The following is a 16,813-nucleotide window of genomic DNA, read 5'->3' as shown; positions in this document are numbered from 1 at the left end:
GGTGAGGTGCTGTGGGCTGCGAATGAAGACTTCGGCACTTGGGTGCCATTGCCTTACTCGATCAATTTGTCCCGCTTGATAAACCAATCCGGCAAAGTCTAACTTGCCCAACTAATGTCGTGTTCTGACGATAGCTTTGCGCCGGCTCAATGGAGGAAGTGTGTTGATGGACGCCAGTATCCAAAATACCAACCAACCGGTCTTCGGATGGATTGGTTTTAGTGTTTCCGCGATGGCCCTGTTGGGCGCCCTGTTCCTGTTCTGGGCCGGGCCATTCGCACCGCAACAATCGACTGGCGTGTCTTTGGGAGAGCTTGCAGCCGAGCTTGGAAAATCCACCCTGCGCTCGGCCGCCGGGCTGGACCAACCCGAGCCGGTGGCCCGGGTCCGTGATCTGGACGACTTTCTGCAGATCGGCATAGCCCTTTTGGGAGGATTGGCCGTCATCCTGTCGGCCATAGGCATTCTGCGCCACGAAAAACTGCGCCCGGCCATTGCGGGTATCGCAATCGGCATCGGCGCAATCCTGTTTCAGTTCTTTGCTTTTGCGTTTTTCGCTTTCCTCGGTGTGCTGGTCATCATGGCGCTGCTCAACAGCTTTTCGGATGTATTTGGCGGCCTGTTCGGCGGATAGTTCACCTTCTGTACTGGTCACCCGTGCGCCCCTGTGGCAGAACCATCCCTGACCGACAGGGAGCGCGCGCATGAGCAATTTCGGAAAAGGGTGTCACCTTCATCTTATTGACGGATCGGCCTTTATCTTCAGGGCCTATCACGCGCTGCCGCCGCTGACGCGGAAGTCCGATGGGTTGCCGATTGGGGCCGTGTCTGGGTTCTGTAACATGCTGCAGAAATATGTCGAGGGGAACACTGGGCCAGACGCGCCGACCCATGTGGCGGTGATCTTTGACAAGGGCTCTCATACGTTCCGCAACGATATGTATGACCTTTACAAGGCCAATCGCGAGGCCATGCCCGAGGATCTGCGCCCTCAGATGCCGCTGACCCGCGAGGCGACCCGCGCCTTCAATATCGCCTGCAAAGAGCTTGAGGGCTATGAGGCCGACGACATCATTGCCACCCTTGCCATACAGGCGCGTGAGGCCGGTGGTCGCGTCACGATCGTCAGTTCCGACAAGGACCTGATGCAGCTGGTCGGCGATGGGGTCGAAATGCTGGATGCGATGAAGAACAAGCGCATCGACCGCGATGGTGTGTTCGAGAAATTCGGCGTCGGGCCGGAACGTGTGGTGGACGTGCAGGCGCTGGCCGGGGACAGCGTGGACAATGTGCCGGGGGCCCCGGGCATTGGGATCAAGACGGCGGCGCTTTTGATCAATGAATTTGGGGATCTGGAAACCCTGCTGGACCGCGCCGAAGAGATCAAACAACCCAAACGCCGCCAGACCCTGATCGACAAACGCGCCCAGATTGAGCTGTCGAAAAGACTGGTGCAGTTGGATGAGAATACGCCGCTGGATTTCACCTTAGACGATCTTGAGGTGCAAGACCCTGAACCGGACACTCTGCTGGGCTTTCTTGCTGAGATGGAGTTCCGCACCCTCACCAAGCGCATAGCGGACAAGCTGGGGGCCGAGGCACCGGTGATTGCAGACGCGCCTGCGCCCGTTGCAGATGTGGCCGAGGCTGAAGACATTCCATTCGACGCGTCGAAGTATGAATGCGTCCGCGACGCGGGGGCTTTGCAGAAATGGATAGACCAGGCATATGAGCGTGGCTGGGTTGCAGTGGACACCGAGACCACTGGGCTGAACGAGATGATCGCAGATCTGGTCGGCATTTCGCTCTGCATTGAGGCGGGCGAGGCCTGCTATATCCCATTGATCCATCGTCAAAGCGCCACCGACGATCTGTTCGGCTCGGACGCTCTGGCCGAGGGGCAAATGCCGATTGAACAGGCTCTAACACTGATAAAACCGATGTTAGAGGACCCGTCGATCCTCAAGATCGGGCAAAACATGAAATACGATGCCAAGATTTTTACCCGCTATGGCGTGGATGTGGCGCCGATTGATGACACGATGTTGATGTCCTATGCGATGCATGGCGGCGAGCATGGGCATGGCATGGACACCCTGTCCGAGCGTTATCTGAACCACACGCCGATTCCGATCAAACCGCTGTTGGGATCCGGCAAATCGGCGATCACATTCGACAAGGTTCCGATTGATGAAGCGACCGCCTATGCGGCCGAGGACGCCGATATAACGCTGCGTCTGTGGAGACTGTTCAAACCTCAGCTGCATCAGGTTCAGGTAACGACCGTCTATGAAACGCTGGAGCGCCCTCTGGTGCCGGTTCTGGCCGAAATGGAGATGCATGGCATCAAGGTTGACCGCGATGTCCTCAGCCGCATGTCCAACGCGTTTGCCCAGAAAATGGCCGGGTTAGAGGCTGAAATCCACGAATTGGCTGGTGAAAGCTTCAATGTCGGCTCGCCCGCTCAGCTGGGCGAGATTCTGTTCGACAAGATGAGTCTGGAAGGCGGCAAGAAGGGCAAGACCGGTAAATATTCAACCGGGGCCGATATCCTTGAGGATCTGGCGACCGAGCATGAATTGCCGCGTCGGGTGCTGGATTGGCGGCAGCTATCGAAACTGAAATCGACCTATACGGACGCGCTGCAGACCCATATCAACCCCGATACGGGCCGGGTACATACATCCTATTCGATCACCGGGGCGAACACCGGTCGTTTGGCCTCGACCGATCCGAACCTGCAGAACATCCCTGTGCGCACCGAAGAAGGCCGCCGTATCCGCGAGGCGTTCATTGCCGAGCCGGGAAATGTGCTGGTCAGCCTGGATTATAGCCAGATCGAGCTGCGCATTCTGGCGCATATTGCCGATATTCCGGCCTTGAAGCAGGCGTTTACCGATGGGCTGGACATTCACGCCATGACTGCGTCCGAAATGTTCGACGTGCCGCTGGATGAGATGACGCCGGATATTCGCCGTCAGGCCAAGGCGATCAACTTCGGTGTGATCTATGGCATCTCGGGTTTTGGTCTGGCGCGCAACCTGCGTATTCCACGGGCCGAGGCGCAGGGCTTCATCGACCGCTATTTCGAACGCTTCCCCGGCATTCGGACCTATATGGACGACACCGTCGCCTTTGCCAAAGAGAATGGCTATGTGCAGACCCTATTCGGGCGCAAAATCCATACGCCCGAAATCAATGCCAAGGGGCCGCATGCGGGATTTTCGCGTCGGGCAGCGATCAACGCTCCGATTCAAGGCACCGCGGCCGACGTGATCCGACGCGCCATGGTGCGGATGCCGGATGCGATCCATGGGTTGCCGGCGAAAATGTTGCTGCAAGTGCATGACGAATTGCTGTTCGAAGTGGCCGAGGACGCCGTTGACCCGCTGATCGACGCGGCGCGCGACGTGATGGAGGGGGCTTCGGACCCAGCAGTGAAACTGGATGTGAAACTCAACGTTGATGCGGGACAGGGCGCGAATTGGGCCGAGGCGCACTAGCGCCGCCGTTCATCAAGCCCTGCGGGCCCTCTTCGCGGCGGGTCAGCCCTGTGGTCTGACCATGCGGTTGACCATCCGTTGCACGCTGGGGCCCAGCAGTAGGATAACTGTGAACGCGATGGGCCAGGAGAAAACCCATGAGCCCATCCAGTCGCCCAGCGTCGCGGGACCGAAGCCGACGGCCTTGGCCGTGGCGATACCGGTGACGATGCAGGACATCATGCCTGACATGATCAGGCTGAACAGGGCGCGGGCATAGCGGGCAGGGATCATCCGGACATCCTTGGTGTGAGGTGGCAATGATCTGCGCCATTTTTCCGGGTAATACCAGTGCGAGCGGACAATCAAAGGTGCATCCAGCCGAGCGTCTCGGCGGTACGTTGGATCGAGGGCTGATATTCGGCACTGACCCAGCCGGTGTAGCCGCTGTCATCAATCGCTCGGAACAACTCGGCAAAATTCATCTCACCTCGACCGGGCTCTGCGCGATCCGGGGCCGCTCCGATCTGGGCGTGTACGATGCGGTCTTGGTAATCCTTCCAGACTTGCAGCCCGTTGCCATGGATCATCTGGGCGTGGAAGCTGTCATATTGCAGGCCGACATTGGGCCGGTTCACGCGATCCAAAACCTCGGCGGCCAGATCGTAAGAGTTCAGGAAATATTCAGGCTGTGACACCGGGTTGAGCGGTTCGATCGTGAACGGCTGTTGGGGCGCGTGGTCTGCTGCCCATTGCAGGTTTTGAACAAAGCAATCCATAGCATCCGCGCCCGAGGAATATCCGGACATGATGTGGATTTTTTCGGGCCGTAGCGCCTGAGCATAGCGTAGAACACGGCGGATGTCGGACTGGAACCGCGCCTCACCGCCCGGAATGGCGGCATATCCGGGAGTGCCGCCGGTGTAGTTGGGTGGTGGCGCGTTGATCAGCACCAGGTCGAGCCCGTTAGCCAGCAGAGCACGGCAGGTTTCCTTGGTAGCCAGATCATAGGGAAACAGAACCTCAACAGCCTTGAACCCGGCCTGCGCGGCAGCTTGAAACCTGTCGAGATAGGGCAGTTCGGTAAAGAGCAATGAGATATTTGCAGCGAATTTGGGCATGGATGGCCTTTGCGTGTCTGTTCGCCGGACCATATCGGTCGGGTGATTTCAGCGAAAGGGACTGAAAACGACAGATTGTCGAAAATCGGCCAGATCACCCAGTTTAATTCAGTGACGTTCGGGACAATGCGGCGAATCATTTCTGGCGCCGCTTTGACCAGAGGTATGACCCATGGCACTGAGCCCTGACCCCGTGCGCGGGACCGCTATTTCTATGTCTGCCGACCGCAACTCCGCGTTGTCTGGCAACGGGTTGGCGGTTGCCTCGATGCTGGCATGGGCCGCAGGCTTTCCGGCGGCGGAGGTCTTGTTGCAAAGCTGGTCGCCAGTGGGCTTGCTTGCGGCACGTCTGGGTCTGGCGGTTCTGGTGCTGCTGCCGATCTGGCTGATGCTGGACGGTCCCAGCCGTATTCTAAGGGCCAGATGGGGATGGGCCATGATCGTCGGAGCGTTTGGCTTTGGCTGCCCGATGTTCCTGCTGATCCTGGCGCAAAAGCTGACCGATCCGGTAACCGTCGTCATCATCGCCTCTTGCGCGCCACTAATCGCAACCCTGCTGGAGCTTAAGGCGGGCACACGTCGGCTGAGCTGGAATTTTGGCCTGGGCGTTCTGGTTTCAATTATCGGCGGGCTGATCGCCACCAGCGCCGTCGCCCCGGCGCAGCTGGGCCTTGGGGCCTTATGCGCGGTCGTGTCGGTCGTCTTTTTCAGTTGGGGAAGCATGACCACAGCGCGCGATTTTCCCGAACTCAGCCAGACCGGGCGCGCGACGATCACGTTGATCGGTGGTTTTGCCATGGCCGTGATCTTGTGCTTTGCCGCTGGGCTGCTGGGCATGGAGGTGATCCCCGAGGTTGCCATTGACGGACAGCAGATCGGGATGTTGGGGATCTATGCGCTGATTTCGCTGGGGCTGAGCCAGATCCTGTTCGTTGCTTCGGTTGGCAAGCTGGGCGTGGCGCTGGCCTCATTCCATATGAACATCGCGCCATTTTACGTGATGCTGATCATGATTGTGCTGGGGGATGAATGGAATTCAACCCGCGCGCTGGGCGCGGGCATCGTGGCGGTCGCCGTTGTTCTGGCGCAGGATCGCAGGCCGCGCTCAGCCCAGATCGGCTGAGCGGATCAGCGGAAAGAACTGACCGCCTGACCATACCCCGAACCAGTCTTCATGATCGGTGCCGATCTCGACCAGTCGGTAAAAGCTTTTGCGGTCAATGCGCGCCTCTAGATTTGCGCGGATCAGGATATAGGGCGAGGGTTCCTGGGTCTTCGGATCAAACTCAACACGGATCGGGTGATCCGGTCCGGCCTTGGCCGTGTCACCCACATGGGTGCTGAAAGTCAAAATCTGCGCCGCGCCTGAGCCTGTGGCATCAAAGTCGACAGCGACGAACGGGACATCCTCAACCGTGATTCCCACCTTTTCGACCGGGGTCACCAGGTAATATTTGCCTTCTTCTTTCTTAAGAATTGAGGAAAAAAGCTTCACAAGCTCGAACCTGTTGATGGGCGAGCCTAAATAACTCCAACAACCATCTTTTGCGATCCTGATGTCCAGATCGCCACAAAACGGGGGATTCCACAGGTGAACAGGGGGTAAATCCCGTGTTTTCGCGGCTTTGACTGATGCCGCAATGCCATCAGGAGAAGGTGTCACAGGGATTTGTCCGCTCATTACTTTTGCCATTTCCTTTTCGCGCGATACACTTCAACCATACTCGTCCACGGAAGGGAAAGTCATGAGCGAACCTGCCGACCTCGTATCCGAGATCGAAGCGCTGGAAACTAAACTGCAAGAGGCCAAGGCCTCGATCACCCGACGCTTTATCGGGCAAGAGCGGGTCGTGGACCTGACGCTGGCAGCGCTGTTATGCGGCGGGCACGCGTTGCTGATCGGCTTGCCCGGGCTGGGCAAGACCCGGCTGGTTGAGACTTTGTCGACCGTGATGGGCCTGCATGGCAACCGTATCCAGTTCACGCCGGATCTGATGCCGGCTGATATTCTGGGGTCCGAGGTTCTGGATACGGCCGAGGATGGCAGTCGCCACTTCCGGTTCATTCCCGGCCCGATCTTCTGTGAATTGCTGATGGCGGATGAGATCAACCGCGCCAGCCCGCGTACACAGTCGGCTTTGCTGCAAGCGATGCAGGAACGCACCGTCACCGTTGCGGGCGAGGATCGTGCGCTGGATGAGCCGTTTCACGTGCTGGCCACGCAGAACCCGATTGAACAAGAAGGCACCTATCCGCTGCCCGAGGCGCAGTTGGACCGCTTTTTGGTGCAGATTGACGTCGAATACCCGGATCGTCAGACCGAGCGGGATATCCTTCTGGCCACGACCGGTGTCGAAGAAGACGACGCTCATCAGATTTTCACCAAAGAGGAATTGCTGGCGGCGCAACTTCTGTTGCGCCGGATGCCGGTCGGCGAGTCTGTGGTCGAACTGATTTTGGATCTGGTCCGCGCATTCCGCCCCGGCGAAGCAGGCGTGTCCGATCGTGTGGCCGAAACCGTGGCCTGGGGCCCTGGCCCCCGCGCGGCGCAGGCGTTGATGATGACGGTGCGTGCCAACGCCATGTTGCAGGGGCGACTGGCCCCCAACGCCGAAGATGTTCTTGAGATGGCCCGCCCGGTCCTCAGCCATCGTATGGCGCTGAACTTTGCGGCACGGGCGCGCGGTGACAGTCTGGCCGATCTGATTGACTCGACTGCACTTGGGTTGATCCGAACCGAGGCTGCGGCGTGAATGCCGGGCTGACCCTTCGTGAAAGATCCGAGGCCGAGGCATCCCGGCTGCCGCCCCTTTTGGCGCGGGCAGAGCATCTGGCCGGAACAGTCCTGCTGGGTGACCACGGGCGCCGTCGGTCCGGGATGGGCGATGATTTCTGGCAATACCGCCCGGCACAGGTTGGCGACAGCCGCCGGATGATCGACCACCGCCGCTCGGCCCGTGGCGATCAACAATTTGTGCGCGAACGCGAATGGCAGATTGCCCAATCGGTGATGCTGTGGGTGGATCAGGGCGCGTCGATGCGCTTTGCCTCGGACGCTTCGCTGCCCACCAAGGCGGATCGCGCGCGCTTGCTGGGGCTGGCAACCTCGATCCTGTTGGCGCGCGGTGGTGAGCGTGTGGGCCTGACGGGCACAACCCTGCCGCCCCGGCGCGGCAATGCCCAGATCATCCGGCTTGCGCAGGCCTGGTCCGAGGATGATCAAGCCGACTATGCGCCACCCGAACACCGCGCCATGATCCCCCATGCGCGGGCGGTGTTCATCTCCGATTTTCTTGGCCCGATGGAAGAGGTTGAACTGGCCCTGTCCAAAGCTGCGGATCGTGGCGTGCGCGGGGTGGTCCTGCAGGTGCTGGATCCCGGTGAAGAGAATTTCCCCTATCGTGGACGCACCATTTTCGAAAGCGTGGGCGGCTCGGCCCGGCATGAAACGCTAAAGGCTTCTGATCTTCGTGACCGGTATCTTGCGCGCCTTGCCGAACGAAAGGATGCCTTGATGCGCTTGTGTCGGGTGACGGGATGGCAACTGGGGCTGCACCACACTGGCGACAGCGCACAGGCGGCTCTGTTATGGCTGTATAGCGCTTTGGACGGGGGCAGAGTATGACGGTTTTGGCTGGGATAGGCTTTACCGCGCCTTGGGTGTTGCTGGGATTGTTGACCCTGCCCATCCTGTGGCTGGTCCTGCGCGCTGTGCCGCCTGCGCCGATCCGGCGAATGTTTCCGGCCGTAACGCTGCTGCTGGGGCTGAAGGACGACGAGAGTGTTTCGGATCGGACACCATGGTGGCTGCTGCTGTTGCGAATGCTGGCGGCGGCGGCGATCATTATCGGTCTGGCCGGGCCGGTTTTGAATCCCTCGCGGGATCAGGTGGGTTCGGGGCCGCTGTTGTTGGTGCTGGATGCCAGCTGGGCAGGTGCAAGCGGCTGGCCATCGCTTCAGGACCAGCTTGATACGCAGCTGACCGAGGCCGGACGCGCCGGACGCACGGTGGCCTTGCTCAACTTGACGGAGCCAGAAGCCCCTGTCTTTCAGGCCGCCGAAGCGTGGCGGGGTCGGCTTCCGGGGGTGACTCCGATGCCCTGGCAACCAACTCAGCTGCAGATGGATCAGGTGCTCGATATGCTGGATCAGCTTGATGGTGGTTTTGATACATATTGGTTCAGCGACGGTCTGGAATTTGCGGGTCGGGAAACGGTTCTGGCTGCGTTGCAATCGCGCGGGGAAGTAACCGTGTACCAGTCAGGCTCGCCTGTTTATGCGATTCTGCCCGCCGCCTATCAGGATGGTGTCATTCAACTGACGGCCCAACGCGCCACTGCTGGTCCGGAAAACATCCTGACCATTTTGGCACAGGGGCGCGATCCGGCGGGCGCAATGCGGGTTCTGCAATCCGCCAATATCGTCTTTGCTGAAGGCGAAACGCTTGCTCAGGTGGAGCTGGCGCTGCCCTCGGAACTACGGGCCAGAATCACCCGGTTCGAGATTCAGGGTCAGCGGTCGGCGGGTGCCGTAACGCTGACCGATGACAGCCTGCGCAGGCGTGAGGTGGCCTTGCTTGCGGGCAGTTTGAACCGTGAAGGGTTAGAGCTGTTGTCGCCGCTGCATTATCTGACACAGGTTTTGGTCCCGACCGCGGATTTTGTCGAGGGCGGCCTGATGGATGTGTTGCCCGCCAATCCGGATGTGATTGTTCTGGCGGATGTGGCGAAATTGGCCGAAGCGGAACAACTGGGGGTGACCGAATGGGTCGAACAGGGCGGGCTGCTGTTGCGCTTTGCCGGGCCGCGCATGGCCGCCAGCGATCTGGGGCGGGATGTCGAGGATACCTTGCTGCCGGTGCGCCTGCGCAGCGGTGGCCGTTCGGTCGGCGGCGCGATGAGCTGGGGTGAGGCCAAAGGTCTGGCCCCGTTCCCCGAAACCTCACCCTTCTACGGGTTGCGCGTGCCACCGGATGTTTCCGTGACCACACAGGTCATGGCGCAACCAGACCCAAATTTGGCCGATCGGGTGATTGCATCGCTCTCGGATGGCACGCCTCTGGTCACGCGCAAGGCCTTGGGGCTGGGGCAGGTGGTGCTGTTCCATGTCACCGCTGATGCCGAATGGTCGAGCCTTCCCCTCTCGGGCCTGTTTGTCGAGATGCTGGATCGGCTGGCCGTCGCCTCGGCTGCGAAATCCCGAGAGGAGTCGCAGTTGCAGGGCACGACCTGGGAACCGCTGCAGGTCATGGACGGATTTGGAGGCTTGTCGGATGCAGATAATCTGGCAGGCGTCGATGGGGTTGATCTTGCCGCCGGCGCAATCGGGCCGGACCTGCAGCCGGGCCTGTATGAAAGCGGCAAGCAAAAACTGGCGCTGAATGTGCTGGACGCGGACTCGGTTCTGATGCCCGCTGTCTGGCCATCCGATGTGCCCATCAAAGGGCAGGAAATCAGCGCCGAAACGCCGATCGGGGGCATTTTGCTTAGCCTCGCGCTGATCTTGCTGACGGTGGACGTTATTGCGTCACTTCTGTTGTCGGGGCGACTTGGGCTGGCCCGGGCCGCGGCGATGGCGCTGGGTGCGTTGCTGATTGCACCTGACCTTCAGGCTCAGACGCCCGAGGAAACCGATTTTGCCCTGATGGCAACGCAAGAGCTGGTACTGGCTCATGTCATGACCGGAAACGCGCAGGTTGACGATATCGCGGGCGCCGGGATGCGTGGCTTGGTGCAAACTTTGTTCTTCCGCACTTCGGTCGAACCGGCAGAGCCCATCGGCGTTGATCTGGAACGGGACGAGCTGGCGTTTTTCCCGCTGCTGTACTGGCCGATCACGCCGGAACAGCCACAACCCTCGGACGAAGCCTATGCCAAGCTGAATGCCTATCTGCGCTCGGGCGGCATGATCCTGTTCGACACACGCGACGCGGATGTGGCGCGTTTCGGTGCAGCCAGCCCGAATGGCCGCAAGCTACAACAACTGGCCGCCCCGCTGAATATCCCTTCGTTAGAGCCTGTTCCAGATGACCATGTTCTGACGCGGGCCTTCTATTTGCTGCAGGATTTCCCGGGCCGATATGCCGGTACCGAGATTTGGGTCGAAGCCGCCCCGCCGGATGCGGAACAAATCGACGGCATGCCGTTCCGCAACCTCAACGACAATGTGACCCCGGTAGTGATCGGCGGGAATGACTGGGCCGGAGCCTGGGCCGTCGACCGAAACGGGCAGGCCCTGTTGCCGGTCGGGCGCGGATATGCCGGTGAGCGGCAGCGGGAATTGGCCAATCGGTTTGGCGTCAATCTGGTGATGCATGTGCTGACCGGGAATTACAAATCGGATCAGGTCCATGTGCCTGCGCTGCTGGACAGGTTGGGACAATGACCGGAACCGTTATATTTGACCCTCTGATTCCGTGGCCCGTTCTGATGGTCGTTGCCGCGATTGCCATATCAGGCGTTGTTCTAGCCCTGTGGCGGGGCCTGTCTGGCTGGGCCTTGCGCGGGTTGGCCGCCCTGGTCGTGATCGCGGCCATGGCGGGGCCTGTTTATCAGGTCGAAGATCGCACTCCGCTGACCGACATCGTGGTGATGATCGAGGATGAAAGCGCCAGCCAGACCCTGTCCGATCGCCCGGAACAGACAGCACAGGCCGCTGCCGAACTGGCGGCCGAGATCGACACGCGCGACAATACCGAGCTGCGCCGGATCCGGGTGGCTGACAGCGATGGGGATGAGGGCACACAGGTCATGGCTGCGCTGAACAAAGTCCTGGCCGAGGAACCCCGTGCGCGCATTGCGGGGATCCTCGTGGTTTCGGATGGGATCGTGCATGACGTTGATCAGGCCCCTGACCTGCCTGCACCGATGCACTTGTTGCAGACTGGGCGGGCCAGCGACTGGGACCGCCGTCTGATCGTCCGCAATGCACCGGCTTTTGCCATTATCGGAGAACCGGTCACGCTGACGTTGCGGGTTGAGGATAGCGGCGCAGTTCCTGTTGCGGCTGCGAATGCGCCTTTGGAAATTTCGGTTGATGGCAATGCGCCAGAGCATTTCACCATTCCAATCGGTGTCGATGTCGAGCTACCGGTCAAGCTGTCCCATGGCGGGCGGAATGTCATCCAGTTTACCGTACCAGGCGTCGAAGGAGAGTTGACCGACCGCAACAACACCGCACTGATTCAGATGAATGGTGTGCGCGACCGTCTGCGGGTGCTGCTGGTTTCGGGTGAACCGCATCCCGGTGGACGGACCTGGCGGAACCTTCTGAAATCCGACAGCTCGGTCGATCTGGTGCATTTCACGATCCTGCGACCGCCTGAAAAGCAGGATGGTGTGCCTGTGGACGAGTTGTCTTTGATCGCTTTTCCGACTCGAGAACTGTTTCTGGAAAAGATCAACGATTTCGATCTGATCATCTTTGATCGCTATAAGCGGCGCGGTATTCTGCCTGCGGTCTATCTGGAGAATGTCACCAATTACATCAATGATGGTGGTGCGGTTCTGATTGCGGCTGGCCCTGATTTTGCCAGTGCCGACAGTATCTTCCGCTCGCCGCTGGCGCCGATTCTTCCGGCCCAACCCACCGCGCGGGTCATCGAAGAACGCTTTGTCCCCACAGTTACAGATATGGGGCACCGGCACCCGGTGACGACGGATCTGGGCGATTCCGAGCATTGGGGAGCATGGTTGCGCCAGGTTGATGTCCTGTTCCGATCAGGTGAAACGCTGATGACCGGCGTCGATGACCGGCCGCTGCTGGTGCTAGACCGGGTCGGAGAGGGGCGCGTGGCAATGCTGGCCTCTGACCACGCCTGGCTCTGGAGCCGTGGCTTCGACGGCGGTGGTCCGCAGCTTGAACTGCTGCGGCGATTGGCACATTGGATGATGAAAGAACCCGAGCTTGAGGAAGAGGCTCTGTGGGCCGAAGCAAATGGTCAAATCATGCGCGTCATCCGTCAAACCCTGGGGGATGACGTCGGAACAGTTACCATCACGCAGCCCAATGGCGAGACACTTGAGGTGACGCTGAACGAAGTTTCTCCAGGGCGGTTCGAAGCTCAGATCTTCGGCCCCGAGATTGGCCTCTATCGTCTGAAAGAGGGTGAACATTCGGCGGTAATTGGGTTGGGCCCTGCGGCCCCCAAAGAATTTGAGCGCACGATTGCTACTGATCAGATCCTTGAGCCGGTTCTGGCCGAATTGCGCGGCGGTGTGATCCGGGTCGAGGACGGTTTGCCTTCGATCCGCAATGTCCGCGCTGGGCGGCCTGCGGCGGGGCGGGGCTGGATCGGGCTGACCCCGCGCGATGCCTACCAGACCAGCTCTGTAACACAGGCTGGTGTTCTACCGCCCTGGCTGGTGCTTTTGCTGGCCGGTGGTTTCCTTCTGGCGGGTTGGCTGCGTGAAGGTCGACGTTAGGTCATTCGACCACAACGCTGATTGTGGCCCCAACCACCAGCATCAGTCTTGGTAAAGCACCGTTTGAACCGGCTTTGCTGCGTCAGGTTTGTCGTGTAATCCCACACAATTTCTTTGATCTGAGCGCCTGTAGCGCATTCAGATACCGCAGATTTTGCGTTGAGTAGGAAAAGGCAGGTACCGGCGAGGCAGGCAGTTTTGGACGTTTGCGGCCTCTGAGCCTGCCATTGGTCTGTGGCAACAGGCACGGCTTAAACACTTTTTCACGCTCTGTCAGGATGCTGTGGGCAGATTGTACCGGGATCACCTTTGATGAGTCTTGCAACCAAACTGGCACAGGAAAGACGCGCACGGCTTGCCGCTGAACGTCTGCTGGAGATGAAACAGGCCGAGCTATCAGCGGCCAACCGGAAATTGGGCCTGCACGCGATGGCTCTGACTAAACGCATTGGTGAAACGCGGGCCGAGGTTGAGACGGTGCGCGATGAAAATGAAAAAGTTAAATCGGACCTGACATTGGCCAATGCTAAGATCGAAGTGGCCGAACGGCGGCTATGGCATTCGATCCAGACCTTCCCAGACGGGTTTGCATTCTTCGACGAAGAGAGCCGGTTGATCGGGGCAAATGCCTCATATTTCAGCCTGTTTGAGGGGCTGGATGAAGTAGCGCCCGGTATCAGCTATGGCAGAATTCTGGAAACCCTCACGCAGGAGGGTCTGATTGATACCGTCGACGAGGCGCAGGATGATTGGCGCGCCAGGATGCTGGCCCGTTGGAAGTTGTCCAACCCGCCGTCAGAAATCGTCAAGCTGTGGAACGGGCTCTATATCAAGCTGATTGATCAACGCGGTGGCGGTGGCGATGTGGTCAGCCTTGCGCTTGATATAACCGCCTCGGTCCGGCATCAGGCCGAACTGACCGCGGCGCGCGAACGGGCCGAGGCTGCAAACCGCGCGAAATCTGCATTCCTGGCCAATATGAGCCATGAAATCCGCACGCCCATGAACGGTATTGTTGGCATGACCGAGTTGATGACCGAAACCGCGCTGGATGAAGAACAACGGCTCTATCTCAACACGATCCGCAATTCCGGTGAAGCCTTGCTGGTGATCATCAACGATGTTCTGGATTACTCGAAGATTGAGGCGGATAAGCTGGTCTTGCACCCCGAACAGTTCGATTTCGAACGCTGTATCCTTGAGGTGGCGATGCTGCTGCAGCCCAGTGTTCGTGACAAGGGATTAAGCCTTTTAGTCGACTATGACCTGTTTTTGCCAACCCTGTTCGTGGGCGATCCGGGCCGGGTGCGTCAGGTCTTGACCAATCTGGTTGGAAACGCGGTCAAGTTCACGGCGGAAGGGCATGTCTTGATCCGCGTCACGGGGGTCCCTCGCGCGGAGGCCCAGGCCTGTGATATTCATGTTGCCATAGAAGATACCGGTATCGGTATTGCCGAGGATAAAGCGGCGCATATCTTTGGTGAATTCAATCAGGTCGAGGATGAACAAAACCGACAGTTTGAAGGGACCGGGTTGGGCCTGGCCATCACCAAACGACTGATCAAATTGATGGACGGTGCCATCTGGGTCGAAAGCGAGCCGGGCCAGGGGTCCTGTTTTGGATTTCGGATAACGCTGCCGACGGTCGAAGGTCCGCAACCCGCCCCCCCGAATCTGGAAGGATGTCTGCGCCATGTGGTCGTGGTTGAAGATCTGGCTGTCAATCGAGCGATCCTGTCAAAGCAACTTGGTCGTCTGGGTGCCAAGGTTACCGAATGTACCACCGGAACCGAGGCGCTGGCTACGCTTGATGACACCGTAGATCTGGTGCTGTGCGATCACGATCTGCCGGACATGGACGGGCTGGATTTGGCGGCCACGATAAAGGGCCGGGGGTGGACGGATACCTCTGTCGTGGTCATGTCGGCCAATCCCGGCGTGATTCATGCTCATCCGGCCTGCCAGCTCATTGACGGAGTGTTGCAAAAGCCGATCCCTCGTTCAGAATTATATGCACGTCTGACCGCTCTGGGACGATCAGCGGATTGGATATCGAATGGTTCCGACACGCAAAACCCAACGGTTGCGCAGGTCAGACCGATTGCCGAGGATCAAAGGCTCATGCGGGTTCTGGCTGCTGAGGACAACAAGACCAACCAGCTGATCCTTCGCAAGATGGTCAAGGATCTGAACATTGATCTTCGCTTTGCGGGCAACGGGCTTGAGGCGGTCGCCGCCCATCTGGAATTCGACCCGGATTTGATATTCATGGATATCTCGATGCCCGGAATGGATGGTAAACAGGCCACAGGTGAAATCCGCCGCCGCGAGGTTGAAACCAATCAGCACGTCCCGATCGTAGCCCTGACCGCACATGCAATGAGCGGAGATGATCAGGGTATTTTATCGGCTGGATTGGACTACTACCTGACCAAACCGCTGCAAAAACAGAAAATCCACCAGATGATCCTTGACCATCGGCCAGACGGAACGCAACCGGTTCTTGATGACGAAACCCGAGCGTTCTAGGCTGCCGACATGACTGATGACCGTGGATTTCACCCCCGCGCGCTGGGCGAGATTGCCATTCGCTGCGCAGATATGGCCGCTATGGTGCAGTTCTATGAACAGGTGGTCGGCCTGCAGCGTCTGAGCGGTGACCATGACAGCGCTATAACCTTCTTCCGGATAGCCGAGGGGTTTGGCGGCCATACGCAAGTTCTGGCCCTGTTTCACCACAGCACCGCGCCACGACCGGGGCAACATCGGGCCGGTGCAGAAGGTCCCGTAACAGGAGCGGGATCGTCGCTGCATCATATCGCATTGTCGCTGCCCTTCGACGAGCAGGCGGCGGTCATAAGTTGGTATGACAAGATCGGCCAACCCTATCGCGTCGAGCAGTTCGGATGGGTTGGTTGGCGCGGAATTTTCACCGAAGACCCGGAAGGCAACACAGTTGAACTGGTCTCTTACGACCCGTCGATGCTGGCTGAGGCCTGATAGGGCCGGATAAAGACCAGCTTGTCGTTCTCTGACAGGTCAGGGCGGTATTCATAGCCGCCCGAGTCGAACTCCGTCAGGCTGGCGGGATCGGACAGACGGTGTTGAATGACATAGCGTGCCATCGCCCCGCGTGCCTTTTTGGCAAAGAAGCTGACGATCTTTGGCGTGCCGCCCTTGTCTTCCATGAAGACCGGTGTGATGACCCGTAATTTCAGCGCTTTGGGGTCTACTGCACCGAAATATTCCTGACTGGCGCAATTCAACAGCACATCGCTACCGGTCCCGGCTGCCTGAGCGTTCAGCGCCTTGCTTAGTTGGTCGCGCCAATAATCGTACAGGTTCTTGCCGCGCCGGGTCTTCAGCCTACTGCCCATCTCAAGCCGATAGGGCTGAATGGCGTCCAGCGGACGCAATATGCCATACAGTCCGGACAGGATACGCAGGTGATCCTGGGCCCAGGCCATCTCTTCCACATCCAGCGAAGTCGCTTCGAGCCCCTGATAGGTGTCTCCGGCAAAGGCCAGTGCGGCCGGGCGTGTCGCCACAGCATCGGGGGCGTCCGAAAAGGCGCGATAACGGTCGCGGTTCAGGCGGGCCAGATCATCGCTCAGATCCATCAGCTTTTTCAGGTCGCCCAGCGTTAGATTGCGGGCGGTTTTCGACAGGCGGATCGCGTCATCCTGAAAGTCGGGTTGCGTGACCTCAACATTCCGTTCTGCCCAATCCAGCCGTTTGGCCGGGGAAATCACTACCAGCATAGTCGCCCTCGTTTCTTGCCTGTTGG

13 protein-coding genes are annotated in these 16,813 nt (G+C 59.3%); 9 read left to right on the top strand and 4 right to left on the bottom strand.

The annotated features are described in order from the left end of the window. The first annotated feature begins 166 nt into the window (after nucleotides 1-166). Entirely contained in the window at nucleotides 167-634 is a 468-nt protein-coding gene (locus tag AC2FJV_RS14925; protein ID WP_496690282.1) for a hypothetical protein, read from the top strand. A gap of 70 nt (nucleotides 635-704) precedes the next feature. Next, nucleotides 705-3,503, top strand: a complete 2,799-nt coding sequence (gene polA / locus AC2FJV_RS14920; protein ID WP_496714008.1) for a DNA polymerase I — start codon at nucleotides 705-707, stop codon at nucleotides 3,501-3,503. A gap of 42 nt (nucleotides 3,504-3,545) precedes the next feature. On the opposite strand, the gene AC2FJV_RS14915 is transcribed toward polA, so the two are convergent. Both AC2FJV_RS14915 and AC2FJV_RS14910 read right to left on the bottom strand, forming a co-directional pair. Beyond that, a complete protein-coding gene (locus AC2FJV_RS14915) occupies nucleotides 3,546-3,776 on the bottom strand; it encodes a DUF2798 domain-containing protein (protein ID WP_142638700.1) in 231 nt (76 codons plus the stop codon). A gap of 71 nt (nucleotides 3,777-3,847) precedes the next feature. Next, nucleotides 3,848-4,603 carry a hydroxypyruvate isomerase family protein gene (locus AC2FJV_RS14910; RefSeq protein WP_496694338.1) on the bottom strand — a complete coding sequence of 252 codons (756 nt, stop codon included), beginning with the start codon at nucleotides 4,601-4,603 and terminating at the stop codon, nucleotides 3,848-3,850. A gap of 172 nt (nucleotides 4,604-4,775) precedes the next feature. Here AC2FJV_RS14910 and AC2FJV_RS14905 point away from each other — a divergent pair, with 172 nt between their 5' ends. Beyond that, complete coding sequence (locus tag AC2FJV_RS14905) at nucleotides 4,776-5,726, top strand: DMT family transporter (protein ID WP_246097260.1); 951 nt, start codon at nucleotides 4,776-4,778, stop codon at nucleotides 5,724-5,726. Here the strand turns inward: AC2FJV_RS14905 and AC2FJV_RS14900 are convergent. Next, the gene (locus AC2FJV_RS14900; RefSeq protein ID WP_271951822.1) at nucleotides 5,709-6,284 is read right to left on the bottom strand and encodes a DUF1285 domain-containing protein; all 576 of its coding nucleotides are present in this window, start codon (nucleotides 6,282-6,284) and stop codon (nucleotides 5,709-5,711) included. The genes AC2FJV_RS14905 and AC2FJV_RS14900 overlap by 18 nt on opposite strands. 64 nt (nucleotides 6,285-6,348) lie before the next feature. On the opposite strand from AC2FJV_RS14900, the gene AC2FJV_RS14895 reads away from it, so the two are divergent. The 6 genes from AC2FJV_RS14895 to AC2FJV_RS14870 all read left to right on the top strand — a co-directional run bounded on the left by AC2FJV_RS14895 (nucleotide 6,349) and on the right by AC2FJV_RS14870 (nucleotide 16,026). Then, nucleotides 6,349-7,356 carry an AAA family ATPase gene (locus tag AC2FJV_RS14895; RefSeq protein ID WP_271951824.1) on the top strand — a complete coding sequence of 336 codons (1,008 nt, stop codon included), beginning with the start codon at nucleotides 6,349-6,351 and terminating at the stop codon, nucleotides 7,354-7,356. Next, on the top strand, nucleotides 7,353-8,228 hold the full coding sequence (locus AC2FJV_RS14890; RefSeq protein WP_271951826.1) for a DUF58 domain-containing protein: 876 nt from the start codon (nucleotides 7,353-7,355) through the stop codon (nucleotides 8,226-8,228). The genes AC2FJV_RS14895 and AC2FJV_RS14890 overlap by 4 nt, the downstream gene beginning before the upstream one ends. Beyond that, the gene (locus AC2FJV_RS14885; protein WP_496714007.1) at nucleotides 8,225-10,987 is read left to right on the top strand and encodes a DUF4159 domain-containing protein; all 2,763 of its coding nucleotides are present in this window, start codon (nucleotides 8,225-8,227) and stop codon (nucleotides 10,985-10,987) included. Before AC2FJV_RS14890 ends, AC2FJV_RS14885 begins: the two co-directional genes overlap by 4 nt. Beyond that, the gene (locus tag AC2FJV_RS14880) at nucleotides 10,984-13,026 is read left to right on the top strand and encodes a hypothetical protein (protein ID WP_271951829.1); all 2,043 of its coding nucleotides are present in this window, start codon (nucleotides 10,984-10,986) and stop codon (nucleotides 13,024-13,026) included. The genes AC2FJV_RS14885 and AC2FJV_RS14880 overlap by 4 nt, the downstream gene beginning before the upstream one ends. 312 nt (nucleotides 13,027-13,338) lie before the next feature. Continuing rightward, entirely contained in the window at nucleotides 13,339-15,555 is a 2,217-nt protein-coding gene (locus tag AC2FJV_RS14875; RefSeq protein ID WP_496714006.1) for a response regulator, read from the top strand. A gap of 9 nt (nucleotides 15,556-15,564) precedes the next feature. Next, the gene (locus AC2FJV_RS14870) at nucleotides 15,565-16,026 is read left to right on the top strand and encodes a VOC family protein (protein WP_142638563.1); all 462 of its coding nucleotides are present in this window, start codon (nucleotides 15,565-15,567) and stop codon (nucleotides 16,024-16,026) included. On the opposite strand, the gene yaaA is transcribed toward AC2FJV_RS14870, so the two are convergent. Beyond that, a complete protein-coding gene (gene yaaA, locus AC2FJV_RS14865; RefSeq protein ID WP_282027662.1) occupies nucleotides 15,996-16,787 on the bottom strand; it encodes a peroxide stress protein YaaA in 792 nt (263 codons plus the stop codon). The genes AC2FJV_RS14870 and yaaA overlap by 31 nt on opposite strands. Between the last annotated feature and the right edge of the window lie 26 nt (nucleotides 16,788-16,813).

Source organism: Ruegeria sp. CDSA241 (assembly GCF_059611265.1).
This window is presented reverse-complemented; position numbering and strand designations above follow the sequence as displayed.